The sequence below is a fragment of the Ignavibacteriota bacterium genome, assembly GCA_013285405.1.
GTDB lineage: Bacteria > Bacteroidota > Ignavibacteria > Ignavibacteriales > Ignavibacteriaceae > IGN2.
Window position 1 is genome coordinate 2433644 of the sequence record CP053446.1, and the last position, 23711, is coordinate 2457354.

At 35.9% G+C, this 23711-nt stretch carries 16 protein-coding genes, 3 pseudogenes and 1 riboswitch; of the genes and pseudogenes, 5 read left to right on the plus strand and 14 right to left on the minus strand.

Going from position 1 to position 23711, the window contains the following annotated elements:
- Positions 1–36: 36 nt before the first annotated feature.
- The 3 genes from HND39_10610 (at position 37) to HND39_10620 (ending at position 4028) form a co-directional block, all read left to right on the plus strand.
- Complete coding sequence (locus HND39_10610) at positions 37–1275, plus strand: hypothetical protein (protein ID QKJ96697.1); 1239 nt, start codon at positions 37–39, stop codon at positions 1273–1275.
- A 16-nt stretch (positions 1276–1291) separates the two neighbouring features.
- Complete coding sequence (locus HND39_10615) at positions 1292–3175, plus strand: hypothetical protein (GenBank protein ID QKJ96698.1); 1884 nt, start codon at positions 1292–1294, stop codon at positions 3173–3175.
- Positions 3176–3359: 184 nt separating this feature from the next.
- The gene (locus tag HND39_10620) at positions 3360–4028 is read left to right on the plus strand and encodes a T9SS type A sorting domain-containing protein (GenBank protein ID QKJ96699.1); all 669 of its coding nucleotides are present in this window, start codon (positions 3360–3362) and stop codon (positions 4026–4028) included.
- Positions 4029–4240: 212 nt separating this feature from the next.
- Here HND39_10620 and HND39_10625 read toward each other — a convergent pair whose 3' ends face one another.
- Positions 4241–4807 (minus strand): hydrolase, encoded by a 567-nt coding sequence (locus HND39_10625; protein ID QKJ96700.1) that lies wholly within the window; start codon positions 4805–4807, stop codon positions 4241–4243.
- Between the two features lie 14 nt (positions 4808–4821).
- Positions 4822–5661: a hypothetical protein gene (locus HND39_10630; GenBank protein ID QKJ96701.1), complete on the minus strand. Its 840-nt coding sequence runs from the start codon at positions 5659–5661 to the stop codon at positions 4822–4824.
- A gap of 95 nt (positions 5662–5756) precedes the next feature.
- Here HND39_10630 and HND39_10635 point away from each other — a divergent pair, with 95 nt between their 5' ends.
- A complete protein-coding gene (locus HND39_10635; protein QKJ96702.1) occupies positions 5757–6842 on the plus strand; it encodes an ATP-grasp domain-containing protein in 1086 nt (361 codons plus the stop codon).
- On the opposite strand, the gene HND39_10640 is transcribed toward HND39_10635, so the two are convergent.
- From HND39_10640 to HND39_10650, 3 genes are all read right to left on the minus strand, one after another.
- Positions 6820–7584: an HAD hydrolase-like protein gene (locus HND39_10640; protein ID QKJ96703.1), complete on the minus strand. Its 765-nt coding sequence runs from the start codon at positions 7582–7584 to the stop codon at positions 6820–6822. The genes HND39_10635 and HND39_10640 overlap by 23 nt on opposite strands.
- A 68-nt stretch (positions 7585–7652) precedes the next feature.
- Positions 7653–8138 (minus strand): hypothetical protein, encoded by a 486-nt coding sequence (locus HND39_10645; protein ID QKJ97969.1) that lies wholly within the window; start codon positions 8136–8138, stop codon positions 7653–7655.
- 191 nt (positions 8139–8329) lie between these two features.
- Entirely contained in the window at positions 8330–10282 is a 1953-nt protein-coding gene (locus tag HND39_10650) for a TonB-dependent receptor (GenBank protein ID QKJ96704.1), read from the minus strand.
- 153 nt (positions 10283–10435) lie between these two features.
- Positions 10436–10726: riboswitch (cobalamin riboswitch) on the minus strand.
- 325 nt (positions 10727–11051) lie between these two features.
- On the opposite strand from HND39_10650, the gene HND39_10655 reads away from it, so the two are divergent.
- Positions 11052–12968 (plus strand): T9SS type A sorting domain-containing protein, encoded by a 1917-nt coding sequence (locus HND39_10655; protein ID QKJ96705.1) that lies wholly within the window; start codon positions 11052–11054, stop codon positions 12966–12968.
- Positions 12969–13201: 233 nt separating this feature from the next.
- On the opposite strand, the gene HND39_10660 is transcribed toward HND39_10655, so the two are convergent.
- The 9 genes and pseudogenes from HND39_10660 to HND39_10700 all read right to left on the minus strand — a co-directional run bounded on the left by HND39_10660 (position 13202) and on the right by HND39_10700 (position 23275).
- Positions 13202–14830 (minus strand): hypothetical protein, encoded by a 1629-nt coding sequence (locus tag HND39_10660; protein QKJ96706.1) that lies wholly within the window; start codon positions 14828–14830, stop codon positions 13202–13204.
- The gene (locus HND39_10665; protein ID QKJ96707.1) at positions 14830–17385 is read right to left on the minus strand and encodes a hypothetical protein; all 2556 of its coding nucleotides are present in this window, start codon (positions 17383–17385) and stop codon (positions 14830–14832) included. The genes HND39_10660 and HND39_10665 overlap by 1 nt, the downstream gene beginning before the upstream one ends.
- A complete protein-coding gene (locus tag HND39_10670; protein ID QKJ97970.1) occupies positions 17361–18893 on the minus strand; it encodes a cytochrome C in 1533 nt (510 codons plus the stop codon). Before HND39_10670 ends, HND39_10665 begins: the two co-directional genes overlap by 25 nt.
- Before the next feature lie 63 nt (positions 18894–18956).
- Complete coding sequence (locus HND39_10675) at positions 18957–20291, minus strand: NAD(P)-binding domain-containing protein (protein ID QKJ96708.1); 1335 nt, start codon at positions 20289–20291, stop codon at positions 18957–18959.
- A gap of 31 nt (positions 20292–20322) precedes the next feature.
- Positions 20323–20820: a PepSY domain-containing protein gene (locus HND39_10680; GenBank protein QKJ96709.1), complete on the minus strand. Its 498-nt coding sequence runs from the start codon at positions 20818–20820 to the stop codon at positions 20323–20325.
- 148 nt (positions 20821–20968) lie between these two features.
- Positions 20969–21658, minus strand: coding sequence for a T9SS type A sorting domain-containing protein (locus HND39_10685; protein QKJ97971.1), 690 nt, complete (start codon positions 21656–21658; stop codon positions 20969–20971).
- Positions 21659–21706: 48 nt separating this feature from the next.
- Positions 21707–22030, minus strand: a pseudogene (locus tag HND39_10690) (VCBS repeat-containing protein).
- A 39-nt stretch (positions 22031–22069) separates the two neighbouring features.
- Positions 22070–22363: pseudogene (locus HND39_10695) on the minus strand (hypothetical protein).
- Positions 22364–22909: 546 nt separating this feature from the next.
- A pseudogene (locus HND39_10700) lies at positions 22910–23275 on the minus strand (PKD domain-containing protein).
- Positions 23276–23711: the final 436 nt, after the last annotated feature.

A 23711-nucleotide genomic window follows, 5' to 3' on the forward strand; every position in this document is an offset into this window, starting at 1 on the left:
GCAAGAAAACAGCGGGGTTTTTTATTTTAGTTAATAATGATTAAAAAAAAATTTGACGGAACACTCGAAGATTTTTCCCAATGGGATAGTTTTGAGATCGGAATGATAGAAGGATGCGATGCAGGATTGATTCTTAATAACGGAGCAATGGAAAATTATTTTGCAGAAGTATATCAGCCGATATATTTTGTTGCAGCGAATGATTTAACGGAGACGGATACAGTAAAGGTAAGAGTAGGATTGATAGAAGGAGGAGGAAGCAGCAGACCTGTGAATAAAGGTGGAGAAGAAAAAGAAGCTATTATAACTAATCCAAATAAAAACAAAAAAGAACCTGAGCCGCTACCAATGAATCCAAGTACTTACTGTTTTCCAGAAAATTTCTGGACACCACACGATCTGGAGGGTGTTAGCAAGGTGGTGGTGGGGGATGGGTGTGAAGATTACATTTGCAACGAAGTAATTTTAAGACCATCATTCCGTTTTGAACATTTTCCAAATGGATCTTTTAATAATGATGCGTGTACAATTGAACAAAATAATGCATCTCAAGGACAAGTAGTATCCGGTGTTTTCTCCGTAATGTGGTCAGAACTTAACGATCTAAATTATTTCAATATTAATAATATTAATGCTTGTTATGTTCATAATTTTAATATTTGGAGATTTGGACACAAACTCCCATTATTTCCTTATTTCAAAACAATAATGGATGTCTGTATTACAAACGTTACTAATGCTGGACAAAAGCCATTAAACCACATAAGCGAAATAACCACCGTTTATAATGACACTAAACTTTGTGATGCGAAAAAAGATTTAGAAGGACACAAATCATACCCATCAAAAGTACGAGCTGGAGGATATATTTTTCTTGAAGTTGAAATGGCACACGAAAATGCACACGGGCAGGATTTTCAGTGGGTCATAGATAGTTTGCAAAATGCTTTCCTTTATCCAACATTAGATTTGTTGGAAGTAACCTGTGGAAGTTATGATCAAGAAAATAAAAAAGCTAATAATCAGGAAAAGGCTAAACTAATTTATTTTAACTATTTACAGAAAATTGTCGCTGGAGAAACGGTTGGTGCCGTACGCACATATAATGGATTTGAGCAGAGATTAAAAATAGGATATGAAAACCATATAAATCAGAGTTTTATTATTAATGGACAAAAAGTCGATCACGAAAATTACATTAACGGTTTTCCGATAGTTACAAATAGAATCGATGTATTATTGAATGAGTTTGAAAACATTTGGGATTGTAATTAAATAAAAGGAAATTAAAATGAAGATAACTATAATTTTATTGTTAACTATAATATTTAGTTTTCCACTATGTGCTCAGGAATTAACGCAGCAAGAAAAGCAACGAATTATTGATAGTCTCGATAGTAATAATAATAGAGAAAATTACAATGCATTATTGAATGTCGAAAAATATAATATCGTTGAAGCGATCCCGAAATTAGAATCTAAAGCCCAAAACGGAGATTGCACTGCAATTTATTTAAGACTCTTACAAAAACTGGGTTCATATAATGTTCAGAGTCTAGCTCATATAGCTATTGATTCATCAAACAAATGTTATGACCCTGTTGAAACAAGATATGATTGTTCAAAAATATTAATTGAATTGGGAGATTACTCTGCTGCTGAATATATTATTGATTATTACAACAATAAAGCATCAAAATATTTCTTTGATATTACTTTAATTCCCAAGATCATTGATAATAGACCTGATCTGTTACAACAATCAAAAACTGTTGTGTTTGATTATGCACAAAATTTCAGAGGCTCATCTTTTACAAGATATATAGCAAATGCAATAATAGCAGATAAATATCCTAATGATGCTGTACCTGTTCTTGTTAATTCATTCAGGAACGAGCCGGACGATGCTTCAAGAATTTTATCACTTTGGTTATTATTTGTAATTGACTATTCTGAACTTCCGGAGCTTATGAGAGAAAGGCTGGTTCAAGAACCTGTTCCTTCATATCGTTATATAATAGCTGATTCTTTATTAAAAGAATTTGGAACTCTACAAAACTATCGGTTCGTAAAAGAATATGCAGTAAATGAATCTGATGAGGTAACCAGATCTCTGATAGAAAATGAAGTTGAAATATTTGTTCCAGTTCCACCAGATTCTACAAAACTCACACTTGATTTATTAGATAACTTAATTAATTATGTAGATAGTGTTTTAACTTACACCTGGCTCGGCGATCTAACATTTTCAAACGAACTTAAAAACATTTTAACCACTGCTAAAACAAACTTACAAAATGGCGATTCACTAACTTGCAGAGTTCAGGTAAAAACATTTCAGGATTTAGTAGATAATGTTTATAAAGATTCACTCAACTCAGATCCACGTTTTGTAACGATAGAAGGCTGGAAATTTCTTTACTGGAATGCTCAATACATTCTCGACAGACTTCCAGAGCCGCAAGCAAACCCAAACCTACTCGTAAACTTAAAGAACAGTTTGGGCAACCAAATAGAAGCAAGCAATGTAATGTATTATGAGTCCGCCACAAGCGGATGGAAAGATGCAGTAAACAACGGAGACGGAACGTTTACAGTGATAACAACAAAACCAACAGTAAGCGTAAGAATGTTCTATGAATATGCAAATCAAACTGTTCATAATGTTACTGCACAAAACAATACTTACACTTTTATAACAGTAAACGCAGCGGTAGAGTTAAGAAACAGTTCAGGAAATTTAATGCCTGCCCCTTCGGGGGATCAGGGTACAGTTCAATACTATGCTGATGCTTGGAGAACATTTGGAACAACATCAAACGGAGTTGCATACAAAGAACTACTTCCAATCAATTACAGTTTTAGAATGACTTACGAATATGTACCAAACGACAAACAGCAGGACATAAGCGTAAACAGCACAGTAACATTCGCAACAGTACTGTGTACATTAAAAGTAACCAATTTTAACAATCAGCCGCTTGCAGGTGCAAGTACAAAATATTACTCAACAGCTTGGCGAGATATCGGACTTACAAATTCAGAAGGAATAATAACAAAAGAGCTTTTACCAAAGAACTTAAGCTTCAGAGCTACGTATGGTAATGTTAGTCTTGATAAACAGCAGGATATTTCTGTAAATATACTTGTAGAGATTCAGTTAAACGTTCCGTAGGAATGTATAATTCATAATGAATAATTAACAATTAAAAATTAACAATTAAGAATTTACAATGAAAAATTAAAAATGAAGATGAAGGTTCTGATTCATAGCTCCGTAGGAGCGACATATTTATAGAAACAGAAAAAACAAAAAAAATCAAGTCCCGTCAGGGACGACATAGATGCAGAGGTAAGAAATGAAAATAAAAATTTTAATTATAGTATTGGCAATAACACATTATTCATTTTCACAAACCGTTTACGAAGTAACACCCGGAACAAAGGGAAATGAGTTAACACTAACGGTTGCAAATATTTCAGAAACAAATCCTGCAGAAAATGTTAAAGTAATGCCTCCTCAACTCCTACAAAGGAGGGGCTTTCAGGAAGAGCGAATTACATTTCACCAATCAGAACAAACGATTGAGAGGATAGAACCAATAGCAGAAGCGGAAGTAACATTCACATTTGATATAAGCAGAAATGTTTCAATTACAAAGAAAGATACAATTGATTTTATGATAACGGATGCAAACGGACTGATGATGACAAAGACATTCATCTTCAGTTACATTGGTCCGAAAGAATTCAAGCTTGAACAGAATTTCCCTAATCCGTTTAATCCAACAACAACGATACAGTATCAAATACCGGCCTCCCCAAACCCCTCCAAAGGAGGGGCTTTTGTATCATTAAAAATTTACGATATACTTGGCAGTGAAGTCGTAACATTAGTAAATGAAGAACAACAGCCTGGATATTATGAAGTTGAATTTAATGCTTCTCATTTAGCAAGTGGAATGTATGTGTACAGATTGCAAGCAGGAGAATACATTTCTACAAAGAAGATGTTGATGATTAAATGATCTGATCAATTCATCTGCCTTACGACAGACAGGTCAGAAATCCCGACCTTGTCGGGGATGGTGTACGAGTCTCTTTTTGTCAACCTGAACTCGTTTCTCCGAAGGAGTCCTTTGGACAGGTTCTTCTTATTCACCAAAACCGCGATTAAAGATTCCGAAACAAGTTCGGAATGACAGTCGTGCAACGCCCTGGGATGGTGGTGAAATAAAACCTATTTCACAATCTTTGAAATTTCTTTAAACTGCGGCGTACCGCAAACTTTCAGAAGTTCAAAAAGGATAGCTTCAGTTGTTGTGATTTCGGTACCGTGATATCTCATCCGGTCAAGAGCTGTGCGGTAATCAATTTCTTTGCGCGATGAAACAGCATCCGCTGCCAGGTTTACCTGCATCCCGTTTTCTATTAAATCCAAAACTGTCTGTTGAACACAGACGTGAGATTCCACTCCGCAAACTACAATTTGTGATAAGTTTCTCTTTTTAAATTCATTGAACAACTCCCCGGCTCCTGAACAACTGAACGACATTTTATCAAACAGTTTTAAGTCCACAAGTTCATCTGTAATCTTTTTGGTTGTTGGTCCGAGTCCTTTTGGATATTGTTCAGTATAATAGATTGGTAATCCTAAAGCTTTAAAACCTTTTATTAACTTCAATGTATATTCAACAACCCGTTCATGATTGCTGATAACCGGCAGGATTCTTTCCTGAATATCAATTATTAAAAGTGCTGTTGATTCCGGCTTTAATAATTTGCTGAATCTTTTTACTTCACTCATTTCTGAACTCAATTTTATGCATAGATTTTTTCCATACCATATTTACCGCAGGCATACATCATCAGCAGGCTGGTAATATCAACCAAAGCTTTTTTGTGTTCATCAATATAAATGATAAGATTGTACACATCTGCAATAAATTTCATTTTGTCAACAATTTTTCTAAGTTCGTTGTAGGTAGGTATTCCGTGCCAATACACAACTTCTTCTATTATCATCTTTTCATATCTTCTCAAAAACTCACCAAATGAAATTGTGTGGATTGATGTTGCAGTTCTTGGTTTGCAGATTGAAATTAAATCATTGAAATAAGTATCCCAATGTTTTGCAAGTTCAGAATTTTTCTTCTGCATTACATATCTGGCTTTAGCAAGAGTGAATTTTGCGCGTGTTCTCGGTTTAAAATTTGGAATCAGTGCATAACCATCAAAGCTTTTAAATTCATCATCCGGATCAATAAACTTCCATCTGCTCAGTAATTGCTTAGTTGAATAAATCCGAATGACTTTATCCTTCGAGCTGTCCATCAAAATAAATTTTCCCTGCTGCCAGTTTATGACAGTTATCCAATGTCCCCAGTTATCAACACTAAGAATACAAGGGAAACCTCTTTTGAGATGCTGTATAAGTACTTTTATTGCATCTTGTCCCACTTCACGACGAAAATATTTAAACCTGCAATCATAATATTTTGCAGCCTCTTCTAATCCTAATTCATCTGTACCATGCCACCAGGAACTGCCAGCTTTTCTTGCAATTGATTTTTCGCTCGTGAAAATTCCCAGCATTACAAGTGCGTACTTTAATGCAAAGGGTCCACATTGATATTTATTTGGTTGCGGGTAGAAACTCATGATCAATAATATTGAGATGCTAAATCTAATTAATCAAAATGAATTAGTCAGCACATTTCTTTCGATTAAAAAGAAAATATCTTTAAATTTGAGACATGAGAAGAGCCAAAATAAAAGTTGCCGTCGTTTATAATGAAGCTCAGCCGGAAATGTATCGAAAGGTATCAGAAACAGAGCCTAAAGAGATTGAGTTTAAGACCTATTTTGAGGTTGAGAAAACTACTCCGATGGAGGAATATGATTATATTGCTAAAAAACTAAGCTCAGTTGGATTTAATACATATACATTGAATATAAAAGATAACCTCGACCTTTTGCTCAATAATATAAAAGAACAGAAACCCGATGTCATCTTCAATTTTGTTGAAATTTACAAGGATAACCCTCGCCTCGAAATGAACATTGTTGGTTTATTTGAGCTTATGGGCGTTCCATATACTGGCGCTCCTGCGATGGGACTCGCAAATTGTCAAAACAAGATACTTGCAAAAAGATTACTTGGTTCTGCTGGTATCAGGATCCCTCATTTTTTTATTGTTCAGGTCAAATCAACAAAGTATCCTCATAGAATTAAATATCCGCTCCTGGTAAAACCTGCTTTTGAAGATGCGAGTGTAGGAATTGAAAATGATTCTATCGTTAATAACGGCAAACAGCTGCGAATAAGAATCGAGTATGTTTTAAAAAACTTTAATCAACCGGTTCTTGTGGAAGAATTTATTGAAGGGAGAGAATTGAATGTTGCAGTGATGGGTGATAAAAGATTGCGTGTTCTTCCGATAAGTGAAATTGATTTTTCGACAATGCCAGATCATCTTCACAATATCGTGAGTTACCAGGCAAAATGGGATCCTCAACATGAATCTTATCACAAAACAATTCCTATTTGTCCGGCACAACTTCCTCAAAAAATTGAAAAGAGAGCTAAAGAAATTGCTTTTAAAGCATTTAAAGTTATGGGATGCAGAGATTATGCAAGAGTAGATATGCGTCTCTCAAAAGAAAATAAGCTTTATGTTCTGGAGGTCAATCCAAATCCTGATATTACTGAAGGTGCAGGATTTATGCGATCTGCTGCTCACGGAGGAATGAGTTATGCACAAGCTTTGAAAAGAATTGTTAAATATGCAATGAGACGGGGAAGCATCAGAAAAGCTACTACAGAAATTCCTTCTGTATAATTGAAATTACTTCCTTCAGTGAGTGCGCTTCGTAGTTGGGAATTTTACTAACAGTACTATCGGGAGTGAATTTTGTTTTTCCAGTGTAAATAAGTATTCCTGTTCCGCCAATCATCTGTGCTGCAAGAATATCATTCTCAATATCATCACCTATCATAAAGAATCCCTTTTCAATATTGCAATTAATTTTTTCAAGTGCTGCTTTAAAAAAATTAGCTGAAGGTTTTCCGATAAGAATCGCTTCTTTATTTGAAGCGAATTCAATCCCGGTTATAAAAGCACCCGCATCAATTAAAAGTTCACCGTAAGGATTCCAGTATTTATTCTTGTGCATTGCGACCAAATCGGCGCCGGCTAAAACTTTTTTGAAGATATCATTTATGATCCGGTAATTCCATTTGTCTGCAATATCACCGATTACAATCGCTTCAGGATTTTCTTCATCAATCATTCCATTAAAATGATGTAGCAAATAATCACGACAATAGACCGAGACTTTTCTATAATTCTTTTTAACGTATGAAAGTGTTGCATCGAAGGCAGTTATAGCCGGAATTTTTAATTCTATTTTGTGTGAATTAAAAAATTCACTTACCAATTCGCTTGTTCTTAAAGTTGAATTGCTTAGTATGCAGGCAGGTAATTTATTTACTTCAATGAATCCGAAAAGCTCTTTTACATCAGGAGATGGTGAATTACCAATTTTCAAAACTCCATCGAGATCAATTAACAGTGGTTTCATAGAAATAATAAGGAGGCTGTCTCACAAGAAAAGTTATTGAGAGAACCTTTTGAGACAGCCTCTTACAATCAGACTTTGGAATCAGCAATTTGCGGTAATTTTTGTTTTGCTAAATGATATAAACCGAACAATACTCCAACGAAAAACAGATCGCTCAATAATGTCTGATGGAAAAACGGAATTGCTGCTGTGTAACATGCAGCTAATCCTGCACCTGTTTTTTCATAGTATGGTGTTGAAACCCATAAACCAAAATTCGTAATTATAAAAAAGCTGACTGAGGAAATAACTGATGCAAAGAAAATGCTTACAACTTTCTTTTCTTTTAACATTGTCATTCCAAACACTACTATCAAAGCAAAACTTAAATATACAGCCCACATTGTTTCGTGGAAACCAAGAATCAGATCTGTAACAAACATTGCGGTCAGCGGGACGAGAAATGCTGCCCACTTTTTATTGAAGTATGCGCCACCAAATAATGCCATCGCAGCGATTGGTGCAAAGTTTGGCGGATGAGGAATTAAACGCACAAATGCTGCAGCAAAAATCATTAGTGTGAGTACCCAGAATCTTGCGTTGATTTTGTTCCCCTCATTACCGGATTTCATTTCATTCAACATATTTTAATCCTTTCTAAAAAATATTTTGAAAATATTATCAGTTTATAATTGTTCAAAGATAAAGTTAATTTATTAATGTCAAAAGTCTAATTATTATTAAATAATATTTTATAATTTCATTCTTACTCAACACGGAGATTTATCCCACCATAAACAGAAAATCCCGGAGTTCCATAGCCATAAATTTCTTCATATTGTTTGTCAAGCAGATTGTCTATCCGCCCATAAATTCTCAGGAATTCCAGCAAGTCATAATGTGCTGCAATATTTATCAGTGTATAGTCAGCGAGAACAACTCTTTCAACAGGATATGAAGAAAAGTTTTTATCTTCTCTTTCGCCAGTGTAAATAATTTCAAAATTTATATTTACTTTTTCTGTCAGGTCTGAATTTATAAGCAAAGCAATTTTATGTTCCGGTCTTCTGAGTAATTTTTGATTGTAATCCGGTGAAGTTTCACTTTTATCTTCCGAATGTGTGAAAGTATAATTGAAATTAAAATCAAGCTCTCGCATTAAATTAGCTTTAGTAAAAAATTCTATCCCGTTTGTTTCAGCTTCTTCAATATTAATTGTTTTGAAATTTTCATCGGTACCGAAAAGATCCGTAAAGTTATTTGCGAAATAATTTATCCCGATTGAAATTCCATCAGACCACAAATACTGTTCGATACCTGCATCCCATCCGAAATTTTCTTCAGGATTCAGATTTTCATTTCCGAAAACAGGATCATACAAATAAAAAATTGAAGGCGCTTTGAATGCATTACCGATATTGAATTTTAACTTTGTTCCTGTTTGCCAGAATATGTAAGCAGGAGAAATTCTGTAAGTGACAGCTCCTCCGAATTTTTCATGATGATCATACCTGATTCCCACCGAAGTAAAAATTCTGTTATCAATATTTAACTGATCCAGTAAATAAAATCCAGTTGTTGAAACCTGGTGCTTTGGAATTAAGCTTTCATAAGGTCCGAATGATGAATTGTAATAGTATTCAGATTCAGCTTCTTCAGTTTCAAAATCAATTCCGGCAGATAAAATATTTGATCTGAACAGATTAAAATTATTTTGCCAATCCAGCTTGTATTTTTTGCCATCATATTTACTATCTGATGAAGCAGGATTATATAAAGTGGAATCGAAATTATATTCACGCAGATTTTTATGATATGAAACACCAAGTTTTTGATCCCACAGACCATCAAACAAATTAAAATAACCTTCAGCTCTTGTTGTGAACTCTTCGAGATTGTAAATGTAAGAAGGATCATCACCAAATTTTCCACCGAACTGATCCAGATCGGTTTTTGCTTTTGTGTAACGGAAGTAAAAATTCATTCCGGACTGTTTATTAAAATCATATCCTATTCTTGAAGAAAAATTATTTCCAGCGTAACCATCTGACTCTGTGTTCCCATATTTTTCGCCGGAAGCTGAAAAGCCATCTGATTGAATTCTTGCATACGACAAAACAAAATTCAGATCATTAAAACTTCCGGATACTCCCGCACTTCCTTTAAAAGATTTATAGGAACCGCCTTCTGCGGATAAAAGCAACGTGGAATTTCCAGTTCCTTTATTTGTAATAATATTCACAACTCCTGCTAAAGCATCAGAACCGTAAAGTGTACTTTGCGGTCCACGAAGTATTTCAATCCTGTTAACTTGTTCAACTGGTAGATTTGCAAAATCATAAACATTAGCCGCATCACTTGTCATATTCATTTCGATACCATCAATTAAAACTAAAACGTGTTCAGGATTTGATCCTCTGATATTTATCGTTGATAAAGCACCCTGACCGCCCGGCTGAGTTACCGACAACCCATATTCACTTTTTAATAAATCGAAAACATTTGTTTGATTACTATTAATAATTTGTGCTGAATCAATTACGGTTATCGAGTTTGCAAGTTCAAGTGTGCTTGATGATGTTTTAGAAGCAGATATTACTACATCAGTAAGTTTGTAAAAACCTGATGAATCAGTTTTATGCACATCGTTATTTTGTGCAGATGCAATCGCTGTTATTAGAAACGTAGAAAAAAATATTATGAATTTTATGTTTGTCATAGAAGTTACTCCTGTAAATAAAAGTTTAGTAAGTAACTTCGCGTATTAAAAAAGCTGAGATAAAACGATTGGAAATTTTATGATGCCATCGTTAATCTTACCTCTTTATCCCGTTTGCGGGATTTTCGCGAAGGCTGATTAAACTTGCCTGCCTGTGGCAGGTAAATTTACGGCAGGTCTCCTGGCTTATTCAATTAACAATGAATAACGAACAATTAAAAATTAGGAAATTGTTCATTGTAAATTTTTAATTGTTAATTGCTCTCACAGTTGCGCGACAGCGCCGGAGTTGATAATTCTATGTTGTCATTCCGAACTTGGTTCGGAATCTGGATCCTGAAACAAGTTCAGGATGACTATGATGAATTAATCGCACCGGACTTCCCTATAATTTCCCTTGCCCCGACAAGTCGGGGTGGGAACACCGTAATCCCGACAAATGTCGGGAAAAGAACTATTTAAACATAATTTGAAGCTGCCTTAATTCAAAATTAAAATTTCTTTTTGAGATTAATGATGAGAATAAATGATTACTATGACAAGCTTTTTAAACTGAAAATGAATAAGTTTAAAGAGTTGATTTAATAGTTTTAAACTCGGGGATTTTCAGACATTAAGTCTGTTAGATTATATTGCGCTAAAAATGCATCACTAACAGAAACTTTCCGGACACGCCAGTTCTGTTTTTGTACTCGCAAAGAACTATATCCTTTTCAAAGAAAAATAAAATCTAAAATTCAATCAATTTCATTAATCATTTGAGGTAGTGATGAAAAAATATTATTCAATTTTTGTATGCTTGCTTATGCTGTTTGTGCAGCTTTCAATTACAGCGCAAACACTTCCTGCATCTTTTGATTTGAGGAATGTTAATGGTGTGAATTATGTAACATCAGTCAAATCACAGCAAGGTGGAACTTGCTGGACACACGGTACGATGGCTGCAATGGAGGGTAATCTTTTGATGACAGGTGCCTGGGCAAATAACGGAGAAACTGGTGAGCCAAATCTGGCTGAGTACCATCTTGATTGGTGGAATGGTTTTAATCAGTTTTATAACGAAGATCTTAATCCGCCAACCGGTGATGGATTGGTAGTTCACGAAGGAGGAGATTACAGAGTTGCATCAGCTTATTTATCAAGAGGAGAAGGAGCCGTAAGAGATATTGATGGACAATCTTACAGCAATCCTCCACAAAGATCTGACACAAGCTGGCATTATTATTATCCTAGAGAAATTTATTGGTTAAATACCTATTCTGATTTGAGCAATATAAATACTCTAAAACAATTGATAATGGATTATGGAGTAATGGGCACATGCATGTGTTACGATGGTTCATTTATTCAAAACTATATTCACTACCAACCGCCAACATCAACATTAGATCCGAATCACGCAGTTTCCATTGTAGGCTGGGATGATAATAAGGTAACACAAGCTCCATTGCCGGGTGCTTGGCGTGTAAAAAATAGCTGGGGTGCCGGCTGGGGATTAAGTGGTTACTTCTGGATTTCATATTATGATAAACATTGCGGAAAAAATATTGAAATGGGCGCCGTCACATTTAAAGATGTTGAACCGCAGAGATATGATAACATTTATTATCATGACTATCATGGATGGCGAGCAACAAAAACAGATTGCAATGAAGGTTTTAATGCATTCATTGCTGGATCAAACGAATATTTAACAGCAGTAAGTTTCTTTGCTGCGGCAGACAGCTTTGATTATACAGTTAAAGTGTATGACACTTTTACGGGTGGTCAGCTCCAGAATGAATTATTTTCACAATCTGGATACAAACAGTTTACCGGTTTCTACACAATCGATATTGCAAATCCAATTCTTCTTGAAGATGGAAATGACTTTTATGTTTACCTGAATCTTTCGAGAGGTGGACAGCCTTTTGACAGGACATCTGAAGTTCCTGTACTTTTAGTCGGAGATTCATATTTAACTATTGTCACTTCTACTTCTCATCCGAATGAAAGTTTTTACTGGGATGGTTCTCAATGGCAGGATATGTATTATTATGCAGATCCTCCGTGGCCTGCGGGCAGTGCAAACCTTTGTATTAAAGCTTTAACTATGGATGAAAATAATGTTCCGGTTGAGCTTACTTCATTCACAGCAATAAACAAAGGAGCAAAAATTCTGATTGAGTGGGTAACTGCTACTGAAACTAACAATCAGCGGTTTGAAATTTATAGAAGAAATATTCAGGATGAAAAAACAAGTGACTGGATGTTGGTAGGATTCAGGGAAAGTAATGGCACAACCACCGAAACTCAATATTACAGCTACGAAGACGACATCACCGGAATAAATGCAACTGCATTAGAATATAGATTGAAGCAAATTGATTATAACGGAAAATACTCTTTCAGCGAAATAGCAGCAGTAGATAATTTAGCACCAAATGGATTTGTGCTCGAACAGAACTATCCGAATCCTTTCAATCCAAATACGGTAATCAGTTATCAGTTACCGGTGAGCGGTTTTGTATCACTAAAAGTTTATGATGTACTTGGTAATGAAGTTGCTACACTTGTGAATGAAGAAAAACAAGCAGGAAGTTATGAAATAGTCTTCAATGCAAATCATCTATCCGCAGGAGTTTACTATTATACTATAGTGACTGATAATTTTGTACAGACTAAGAAGATGATTTTAATGAAATAATTTTATTACGTGAGACTCACCTCGAAGGTGAGTCTCACATTGGTTTTGCTTTGTAGCACAGATTAGTGGCAAAGCCATTGAGTCTGTATGAATATTATTAACCCACAGTTTTAACTGTGGGAAAATGCAAAAAAAAACTAATTGCAACCGTTTTAACGGTTTTTCTGAATTTTCACACAACCTCCATTCCTTCGGAATAACTCTGTGCTACTTTTATTTTAAAAAACACAAAATCAAAATCTATAAGTAAGATTAGCCAAAAATCTCCCTGATGATTGAACGTCTTCTCCCGAAGTGATGGATTTCCAAAAAATTCCTTCATAAGTGAAATTCAGCAGAACAGGTTTCAGAAAGTAAGTATTTAGATTAATTGAAACCGAGTTCTGTTTGAGATCATCAATTCCTGATCTGAATTTATAATTAGTGAATCTGTAACCAAGCATAACATCAAATCCAAAGGCAATCGGTCGATTCAAACTTGCAGTCCAGATATCGCCTTCTGTATAGCTGCTGCTTAATTTATTAAAAGAAACTGTTACACTCGATTCAATTCCCGGAATTTGTGAATAGGAAATGCTTCCACCATAATTGTTTGAGGGTTTCAAGTCACCTTTGCGGTGGCGGTAACCGTAATCGCCGCCGATATAAAAATTATTAAATGGTTTGAGAGTTAACCTTGTTCTGAAACCCTGTCTTGTTTCATTTTCAATTATACTGTCAACAAGCGTTTTGAAAGTTTCATAGTAGATGACATTCTTTCTTGCATCATAAGAAATCATCACTGCAAAGAAATCACTCGGTCGGATGTTTACTGAAGTGAAAAGACTTGTGAGTGAAAATTCCGTTTTACTTTCACCCATTTCTTTTTTATAAAGATCAATCTCAGTTGATAGAAAAATTCTAGTGCTTTGAATTGCAGAATTTGAATGCTGATAATAGAGAAATCGTCTGTCAGTTTTAAAATCGTTTGTCTGCTCAAAGTAACCAAGAGTGTTTTGCATATCACCGTTTGCAAGTAAATCTGCTCTATTTATGTACGCACCATACTCAAACAATTTAAAGTTGTATCCCATATTGTTGAAATCTGGTCGTGAGCCAATAGCAGCACCAATTGACCATTCATTAATTCCTGATTCAAACTGAAGTCCGTCAATTGAACTGATGCTTGAAATTTTGTTATTGAGATGTCTTCCAAGCCAGATGAGTGTTCGTTCATTAAAATTGTATTTGACAGCAAGATCATAAACTCTTATCGCTTCTGAAAGATCAGAGGAGATTCTATTCCAGTCATCTGCCCGATATGCAAAACTGATATATTGTGAATAAGAAAATCCGGAACTTCCAATTCGGTTTGCATTTAACTGAAAAGTATATCTCCATCGCTGATAATCATAGCTTGCCTGATTATTCGTAAAGTTAGAATAAGATTGTACCGAAATCTTTCCAGAGAATGAGGAGACAGGTTCTAATGTAGTTTTAGTAATAATTTCCCCGGAAGTTACAGTTGGAATAACAACAGGAATAAGTGTTGTGGATATAACTGCTTCTGTTGTTGAATCTTTTATAATTTCAGGAATAATTGCATAAAGTAAATCATTGATCTCCAGCTTTCTGCTTATAATACTACTTCCGGCACACGAAGTTGAAGACTTATGATCTACTTTTATTGCAGGTAAAAAATCATTATTATTTTTTAGAAAAAGTGTATCGCCGATTTCAATTCCATTAGTGCTGACGAACTTTACATAAATATTTTGTGATGATATATAACTGATTACTCCTTCAAGAAGCCTCGTATTCTTTGTCTGAGCTGACAATATATTAAACGATATGATTAATAAAATAACGAGCTGCGATTTCATTATTCAACTCTCCTCATTTGTTTCAATCCAGGAGAATTATCATTCCAGTCAAAAGTAGAATGACAATCCCAGCAATTGGTTGGATCGCCCTGGTCATGTTCATCTAAAAAGTCTTCAAGATGACAACTGAGACATTGAGGCTGATAATTTGGTTCTGAATGACATTCGCTGCAATCAACGTTATTATGATCGCTTGAAATCGGGAAGAATGAATGATTGAAACTTGCCGGTATCCATCCATTCATATTATGACATTGCAAACAATCAGTAGAGAAATTTAATAACTGATGAGGTGGATTTACAGTTCCGTTAAATTCATTTTGATGACAGCCGATACAAGTATTCGGAGTGTTGTTATAATTTCCATTGTGACAATCATTGCAGTTTGTGATACTTGAATGAGCACCGAGTAATTCAAAGAATTGATTGTGAATCGGGAATGTTGCAGGCTGCCAGTCAGGATTAGTTGTATGGCATTGTACACAATCAGTTGGTAATGATAATGCAGTGTGATTTGGATTGCTGCTTTGCTGATAATCAGTTGTGTGACAATCATAACAGATCGTTGTTGTTCCTGTAAAACCAGATTCATGACAATCAGAACAATTTACATTGATATGAGCTCCGGTCAATTGGAAGTTGGTTGTGTTGTGATCAAAAGTAACCTGATTCCATGCAATAGAATTATGACACATTTCACAATTTGTTGGAAAACCCTGCGCAGCATGTTCCGGTGCAATATTATATTCTTCCTGATGACAGCCAATGCATGTATTTGAAGTGTTGCTATAATTTCCATTATGACAATCACTGCAGTTTGGAACATTTGCATGAGCACCGAGTAATTCGAAGAATTGATTGTGAATCGGGAATGTTGCAGGCTGCCAGTCAGGATTAGTTGTATGGCATTGTTCACATTCTGTTGGCAATGAAAGTACTGTATGACTTGGATTTGCAGAATTATTATATTGATTCTGATGACAGGCAAGACACTGTGCTGGAGTTCCTGAATACCCACTCTGATGACATTGAATACAATCAAGAGTTGTATGCGCGCCAGTTAATGGAAAAATTGAATTACTATGATTAAATGCATTCCCTTTTGTTCCATCCGGATGACAGGAGAGACAAGCATTACTTTCATAAACGTAACCCTGAACACTCTGATGTTTATCATCCATATCTTGCTGATTATGCTCGTGGCAACTTGTGCAGGTGAATACTGCAAAATTATTTGCTATCTCATGACAATCAGCACACAAATTCCATTCGCCGGCATGTTCACCGGTATAAATTGGGAAGTATTGTCCATCGTGATCAAATGTTGATGGAGCCCAGGCGGCAGTAGTATGACAGTCCACACAAGTAGTCGGAAAACCTGCGGCGATATGATTTGGATTTGTAGAATTATTATAATCTGCAGTGTGACAGAGAAAACAATCAATCGGTGTGTTTGTAAATCCCTGTTGATGACAACTGCTGCAATCTGTAGTGATATGTGCCCCGGTTAACGGAAACTGAGTTATGTTGTGATTAAAGTTTATGATTTCATCCCAGCCATTTGTGGTATGACAATCAGTGCATGTCGTTGAATAATTTTTTAATACATGATTCGGATCCTGTGTTGCATTGTAATCTTCCTGATGACAAGAAAAACAATTGGTAGGTGTGCCCGAGTAACCCGAAGTGTGACAGTTCTGGCATTGAACAGTTATATGCTGCCCGGTTAATGGAAACGCAGTTAATGCATGATCAAATGAAGATGGTGACCATCCATTAATAGTGTGGCAGAGCTGGCAGTCAGTAGGGAAGTTTGCAGCAATATGATTTGGATCATTTGCAGGATTATTATAATCATCATCATGACAAGCGAAACATTCAGGTGAAAGACCTGCAAAGTTTCCGCCGGTTTCATGACAGGCAAAACAATTTGAGATTGTATGACCACCAACAAGTGGAAAAAAGTCGTGAGCTATATTTACCGATGACCATGAAGAAGCTGTGAGATCATGACAATCTTCACACTGAGTTGAAAATTCCGCTGCCACATGGTTCGGGTTTTGGGTAGATTTATAATCATCATCATGACAAGCAAAACAATCCGTATTCAGCGGTTCAAAATACAGATCAATAAAACGAGTATGACACTGCTGGCAGTCTGCGGTTAAATGATTTCCGAGCAGAGGAAATCTTCCTTTCTGATGAAGCCCATTTATATCCTCAACCATCCAGGTTTTTGATGAATGACATTTCGAACAATCTTTTCCAACAGTTCCCTGGTGTAAATCTGTATGACACGAAATGCAATCAGAATTTATTTTTGAAAATTCAAGATTTGTATGGCAGCTTCTGCAGTCTGTGGCTTTATGCTGACCAACCAGCTCAAAAGTTGTTGTACTATGATCAAATTTGACATTCTTCACATCAATTTTCCAGCTTGAAGATTGATGGCAAAGTTCGCAATCGTAATTAAACTTTTCGCCATGAGGTGACTGCGCAAGCGAAGAAACAGTCAGAAATAAAATCAATATTATTTTTTGTGACAAGCAGCGCATTTAAAATCATCTAATTTGAATTTGATAAAAGTATTCCCATTTAATTCTACTTTTGGATGACATCCGGCACATTCCACTTTGTGATGAGCACCTTCCAAACTAAAATTTGTTTTGTTATGATCAAATTTTTCGGGCGTCCAGTTTTCAAAAGTATGGCATCTGCTGCAATCAGAAATTCCTTCAACTTTAAATTGATCAAAGTGAATATCTTTATGGCAAGTCTCACATTCTTTATTTAACGAAGTAAAAATAATTGATGAAATTTCTTCCTCAATTTTTCGATGGCACGAGCCACAGGAAATATAGCTGTGTTTTCCTTGCAAAACGAAAGAGGTTCTGTTGTGATCAAATGATATAGTATTCCAGCTTACAGTTTGGTGACAAAAACTGCAATTATTTTCAGGAAGATATTCGACTTTTAACTCATTTTTATGAATGTTTTCATGACAGCTAACACACGTAATTCCTATACCTTTAAAGTGCCAGATATTTTGCTGATAGTGGCAGCTTTCACAAGGCGTAGCTAAATGACCACCTGTAAGTTGAAATTGTGATTTGTTATGCTTCTCCAATGTATATAATGAGGGTTTGAATCCATTTTCAGAATGGCAGTCAGCACAATTCTCTGTGACATTGTTAACGATGAATTGTCCTTTGTGATAATCTGTGTGGCAGTCAGTACAGAGAGCAAATTGCATTTTATAACCGGATGGTGCTTTGTGACAGTTGTTGCAATTAACAGATTTATGTTTTCCTGCCAATGGAAATTTTGTTTTACTGTGGTCAAATGAGCCAGTAAGCAATTGCCTGAAACTTGATGTTTGATGACAACCTGAACAATTCTGTCCAAAGCTTCCGTTATGAACATCTTTATGACATGAGTTACAATTTTGAAAAGGAATTCCTTTAAATGTCTGAAATTCTTTTCCGTTTTTATTTTGAATTTTATGACAGCCACTGCACTCTACTTTCTGATGCGCACCGGTTAATTTAAACGCAGCCGAAGAGTGATCAAATTTTATTGCAGGTTTAAATGATTCTGAGTTATGACAACTGCTGCAATTTTCACCAAGGGTTTTTTGATGATAATCTTCGTGACAGGCAGAACAATCCGTACTCAAACCAAGATAAGTATTTTTTCTTTTTTTCAGATTTGAATCCGAAATGAAATCTGACTTGTGACATTCATTGCAATCAATATTGTCGTGTTTTCCTGTTAAGCTGAATCCTGTCTTCTCGTGATTAAATGATTCCGACTTGAAGTTTACTATTCTAAAATTTCTTCCGTGATGTTCGCTGTGGCAGTTTGAACAATTTTTACCTTTTACCCCGGAACTGGAATGGTAACCAGAACCTGAACTAATCCTCGTGTTTATTTCAGTATGACAATCAAGGCATTTTGAATTGTTAACCTGTTCACCAAGTTCATGACATTTTGTGCAATTACTTATTCCTTCAAGGTTAGCATGAAAACTTGTTAGATCGCCGGGAGAGATCTGTGCGAACAGAGGAAAATAAAATCCGAGAATTAAGAAGTATGTAGAAAATCTGATAATATTTCTTCCTGAAATCTATGAGTGCTTCAAAACTGCTTCACCGAATTTCTTGGTAATTCTTATACCAATTTCCTCTAAAAATTTTGTTGGCAGTATTCCACCAGCGAAAATATAAACCAGATCATTTTCTAAAACGAGAGGATTATTTTCATTTGATACTTTCAGCATCACGCTGTTATCAAAGATTTCAATAACTTCAGAATTAAGTATGACTTTTACTTTCCCGTTTTTTGAATAATTATTAATGCGTTCCAGATTTTTAGGTTTTAATCTTGAGAATGATTCATTCCTGTAGGAAAGGGTAACTTTATTGTTTTCATCTGCAAGCAGTAAAGCATTTTCTATTGCAGAATCACCACCGCCAACCACTAAAACTTTTTGATTGTGTATCAACTCTGGCTCTAATAATCTGTAATATACTTTTTCTTTTTGTTCGCCTGGTACGTCGAGTTTTCTTGGCGAACCTCTTCTTCCGATTGCAAGCAAAACAGATTTTGTGGTGTAATGATTTTTTGTTGTTTGAACTATTATCAAGTCACCTTGCTTCTCAATTTTTTCTACTTTCTCGAGTTCATTAATTATGATATTATTTTTTGATAGGACTTCATTCCATAATTCTAATAACTCTGATTTGGAAGTTTCAGTCAGTTTAACCTTTCCATGTAGAGGAAGTTCCATTGGTGAAGTCATAACAATTTTTGCTCTTGGAAAATTTGAAACCGTCCCTCCGAGTGTATCCTGCTCAAGTGTTACAAATTTTAGTTTTTGTTTGGTTGCTTCAAGCGAAGCGGAAATTCCAGCAGGTCCTGCACCTACAATTACAACATCATATTTTGTATTGACTTTACTTTTCAATTTTGAAGCGAGATAATTCATCGCTTGTTTTCCCTGTTCGACGGCGTTTTTTATTAATCCCATTCCCCCGAGTTCGCCAGCGATAAAAATTCCTGGTATCGTAGTTTCAAATTCTTCACTTATGTGAGGAAGTTCAACACCTCTTTTTTCAGTACCAATACAAAGTGAAATTGCCTGAACAGGGCAAGCGTGAAAGCAAGCTCCGTGTCCGACACATCTTGAAGCATTGATCGTTGTTGATTTTCCATTGATGAGACCAAGAATATCTTTTTCCGGACAAGCTGCAACACAAGCGCCGCTTCCAATGCATATATCATGATCAACAACCGGATGAAGCGATACAGGTTCGTGGAAGCCTAGTTCTTTAGCTTTGGCAATTTTCTTTTTGGTGCTCTGTGTTTTTTTCTTGTGTTGATTAATGTAGTAATAGAAGAGCAAGGCGATGAAAGCAATTACTATTAAATATGCTGCTATATTTTCAATAAGTACTTCCATCGCTTAAATGTTTTTGTAAGGCTTACCAAAATTACTTAATTCTTAATACAACTCCGGTAACAGCATCAATTCTGATTTCCCACTCCAGCGATATAATAAATCTGTATTCCCATCTGTTATCACTTTCATCTTTTTCTAATTTCCAATCTATGATATCACCATTCTTTACATTTAAGGCAATAGTTTTTGCAGTTGAATAATTAATTAAATTCATTCCGGGTTGAACTTCATAATCAAACGAAGGAGACGTACCCTTCATTTCAACCAATGTGCCATTATCAACACGGTACTTTATTTTTAATTCACCGCCTGATGTAGTAATCATGTAAACTTCCCAGACTTTAACGCCGTCATGGATTGTCGATTCTGTTTTAGTTACTGTTCCGGAATTTGTCTGCTGTGCCTTTTGAACTGCCTGCGTCTTATTAATATTTGAATCGCTATCCGGATTATTAACATCTTCAGAACATGCAATATTTAAAGTAAGTGAAAAAATAATTCCAACTGCGATAAAAATTTTTTGTAACATTTTAGACTCCTGTTAATTTATTGATAGTTGTGAATTATATAGTATTTGAATACTAACTTTGGTGACATCAATAAAGATTAGCGAATACAAATAGTTTAAATTAGCAGACGCGCCCAAATAATTCAGAGAGGGCATTAATTTTTTGGGGCTATTTCATCATAATCATTTTTTTCGTCTCAATAAAACTTTGTCCTGAGCCTGTCGAAGGATTATCTGCAGTTAATTGATAAAAATATACACCGCTTGAAAAACAGCTTCCATCAAATTTCAGATTGTAAATACCGGCTTGTTTGAATTCATTCACAAGAACTGCTATTTCAGTTCCCAATGCATCATAGATTTTTAATGAAATCTGACCAGCTTCAGGAATTGAGTAAGTAATCAAAGTAACAGGATTGAACGGATTCGGATAATTTTGTTCGAGGTTAAAACTTAATGGAATTTCATTTTGCTCATCTACAGAGACTGCACCAATACTAAATTCTCCAATTGCTATATTACTTCCCGCATAAGCTGCATCAACTGCTCGAAGCTGCCATTGATAATCTCCATTTTGTAATCCAGTCAATGACCATTCAACAACCGCACTGATATTTCCCGGCTCAGGCAAACGCGTAAGTACAATATTCGAAGGACTATTTTCATTTCCAATTGGGACGTGTGTTCCATTTCGTATGATAACAAGATCATAAGTTATAGCTTGTGAGGGTGTATGGTCATCTGTTGCAGGCAGCCACGATAAGAGAATTGAATTCTCAGAAAGAAGTGTACCTTCCAACCCTGTTGGTATTGTTGGAGCTTCATTTAATTCTAAAACATCATTGCGATAGACATGCATTTGAGCTTCAACTAATCCATTTCCACCCGGTACGAAATATTGACCGGCAATGAAATAATCAAGATCAGCATCACCATCTAAATCAAACCATGAAAAAGTTCCACCACGATCACCGGCTGCTCTCGGTGCCGGAAGAGTATTAGCAGTATCAGCAATGAAAGTTCCACCATCATTAGTATAAATCCGTGCGCGACCTTCGATTTGTGAACCAGAATTGTAATTGCCAGCTAATAAAATATCCATATCACCATCAGAATTATAATCAGCCCATGTTGCTGCAGTAATATCAAACCATCCTTCACAAGGTATGCAGTTTATAACTTCAAAGGGGATAAATGTTTCCGCTTCGTTTTTATAAATGCGAAGTGCCATGGCGGTATATGTGCTATCAATTTCTTTCAAGTTTCCAGCAACGAGTAAATCCAGATCACCATCACCATCATAATCTCCCCACTGAGATTCACCGTGTTCAATGCTTAAAGATCCGAGTATATTTTCGACTGTGAAATTTCCGCCGCCGTCATTCCTGTACCGCTTAATGAATCCATCATCAGTTAACGGAGCAACATTTACTAAAAGTAAATCGAGATCCTGATCACCATCGAAGTCAGCCCACGAACTCTGTGCATGGCTAGTTGGAGAAAATAAAGAATCAATTGCAGTAAAAAACCACCCGCCTCCGGTATTTGGTCCATCATTTCTCATAAGCACAGTCTTATAAGAAAAAGTTGAATTATCGAAAACTGATGGGATTAGAAGATCGGCATCACCATCATTATCATAATCTGCCCAGGTTATGGAACGAAGATCAAAATCTGCCTGACTGTTCTCTTCCCAATACCCGGGAAGGTTAATATCAGTTAACACGAGTGTTCCTTCATCATTACGATAGATGGATGTGCTGCCATCTGTTCCTACAACGAGATCAAGATCTGTATCACCATCAAAATCTCCCCATGCAAGATCAGATGCACCGGTTGTGAGTGAGCCGAGTGGAATGTTGATATATGAAAAATCCCATCTTGTGGAATCTGCCTGACCATTATTTTGAATAAGGATTAATCTGTCTTCAACACTCACGAAGTATTCTACAAAATAACCTAATACTGCAATATCAAGGTCACCATCATTATCGTAATCTGCAGGTGCAGTTGTTATTACCCAGAAATCTTCATCCTGTGATGTGACGAAGATTGAATCCGGAGGTGTAACCTCAGTGAAATCACCAAAAGTACCGCCAGGCCCGGGTTGCACAACAACGAGTTTCCCGATAGTTCCAGTATCTCCATCATCATCGGTGACTGTCAAAGTAACGATATAAGTATTGGCTATATTAAAAGTATGCGTTGGATTTTGCTGAGTTGAACTTGTTCCATCACCAAAATTCCATTCCCAACTTACAATGAATCCATCCGGGTCCGTACTAGTGTCAGTAAAATCAACTGTCAATCCATTTGTATTAAATTCAAAAGATGCTACTGGTGGTTGATTTACTGGTGGTGGTGGAGGACCTGTAAAATGTTCAATGTATCCTTGAGCACCAACTATCCATGCATCACCTCCGGGAACTGCAGTGATAGAACTGAAGATTCCAAAACCGTCTGAATCAATTTGTATAACAGACCAGCTCTGTCCTCCTGTCGCAGAATAATAAGCTACATTATTATTTGTGCTTATCCAGAGTTCATTTGCATTGAGTAAATGAATATCAGTAAAGTTATCGTTGGTGGATGGTGTGGGTAAAATTTCCCATGTTATTCCACCATCATTACTGCGAAAAGCCTGACCCCACCATCCAACCGCATAACCAATACTTTCATTTAAAAATTCCATATCCTCAATTTGAACCTGTGTAGAAGGAAGTTCAGCCTGAATCCATGTAGCACCATTATCAGTACTTCTGTAATAAATTTCACCGACGTTAGCAGCCCAAATATTTGAACCTTCTACATCAACAGATTTATAAGCGCCTAAAAAATCAGTAACCGGAATCCAGGTTGTTCCTCCATCAGTAGTATGATACAAAGCTCCGGTGTTAAAACTCACACCAATT

Excerpts from the sequence above, each read along its gene's own strand:
- HND39_10645 (QKJ97969.1), bottom strand. The coding sequence starts at position 8,138 with ATGATTTTTGCTGCAGCATTTGTGCGTTTAATTCCTCATCCGCCAAAC.
- HND39_10680 (QKJ96709.1), bottom strand. The coding sequence starts at position 20,820 with ATGTTACAAAAAATTTTTATCGCAGTTGGAATTATTTTTTCACTTACT.
- HND39_10635 (QKJ96702.1), top strand. The coding sequence starts at position 5,757 with ATGAGAAGAGCCAAAATAAAAGTTGCCGTCGTTTATAATGAAGCTCAG.
- HND39_10660 (QKJ96706.1), bottom strand. The coding sequence starts at position 14,830 with ATGAAATCGCAGCTCGTTATTTTATTAATCATATCGTTTAATATATTG.
- HND39_10655 (QKJ96705.1), top strand. The coding sequence starts at position 11,052 with ATGAAAAAATATTATTCAATTTTTGTATGCTTGCTTATGCTGTTTGTG.
- HND39_10620 (QKJ96699.1), top strand. The coding sequence starts at position 3,360 with ATGAAAATAAAAATTTTAATTATAGTATTGGCAATAACACATTATTCA.
- HND39_10625 (QKJ96700.1), bottom strand. The coding sequence starts at position 4,807 with ATGAGTGAAGTAAAAAGATTCAGCAAATTATTAAAGCCGGAATCAACA.
- HND39_10615 (QKJ96698.1), top strand. The coding sequence starts at position 1,292 with ATGAAGATAACTATAATTTTATTGTTAACTATAATATTTAGTTTTCCA.
- HND39_10665 (QKJ96707.1), bottom strand. The coding sequence starts at position 17,385 with ATGCGCTGCTTGTCACAAAAAATAATATTGATTTTATTTCTGACTGTT.
- HND39_10675 (QKJ96708.1), bottom strand. The coding sequence starts at position 20,291 with ATGGAAGTACTTATTGAAAATATAGCAGCATATTTAATAGTAATTGCT.
- HND39_10630 (QKJ96701.1), bottom strand. The coding sequence starts at position 5,661 with ATGAGTTTCTACCCGCAACCAAATAAATATCAATGTGGACCCTTTGCA.
- HND39_10640 (QKJ96703.1), bottom strand. The coding sequence starts at position 7,584 with ATGAAACCACTGTTAATTGATCTCGATGGAGTTTTGAAAATTGGTAAT.
- HND39_10610 (QKJ96697.1), top strand. The coding sequence starts at position 37 with ATGATTAAAAAAAAATTTGACGGAACACTCGAAGATTTTTCCCAATGG.
- HND39_10685 (QKJ97971.1), bottom strand. The coding sequence starts at position 21,658 with ATGCATGTCTATCGCAATGATGTTTTAGAATTAAATGAAGCTCCAACA.
- HND39_10650 (QKJ96704.1), bottom strand. The coding sequence starts at position 10,282 with ATGACAAACATAAAATTCATAATATTTTTTTCTACGTTTCTAATAACA.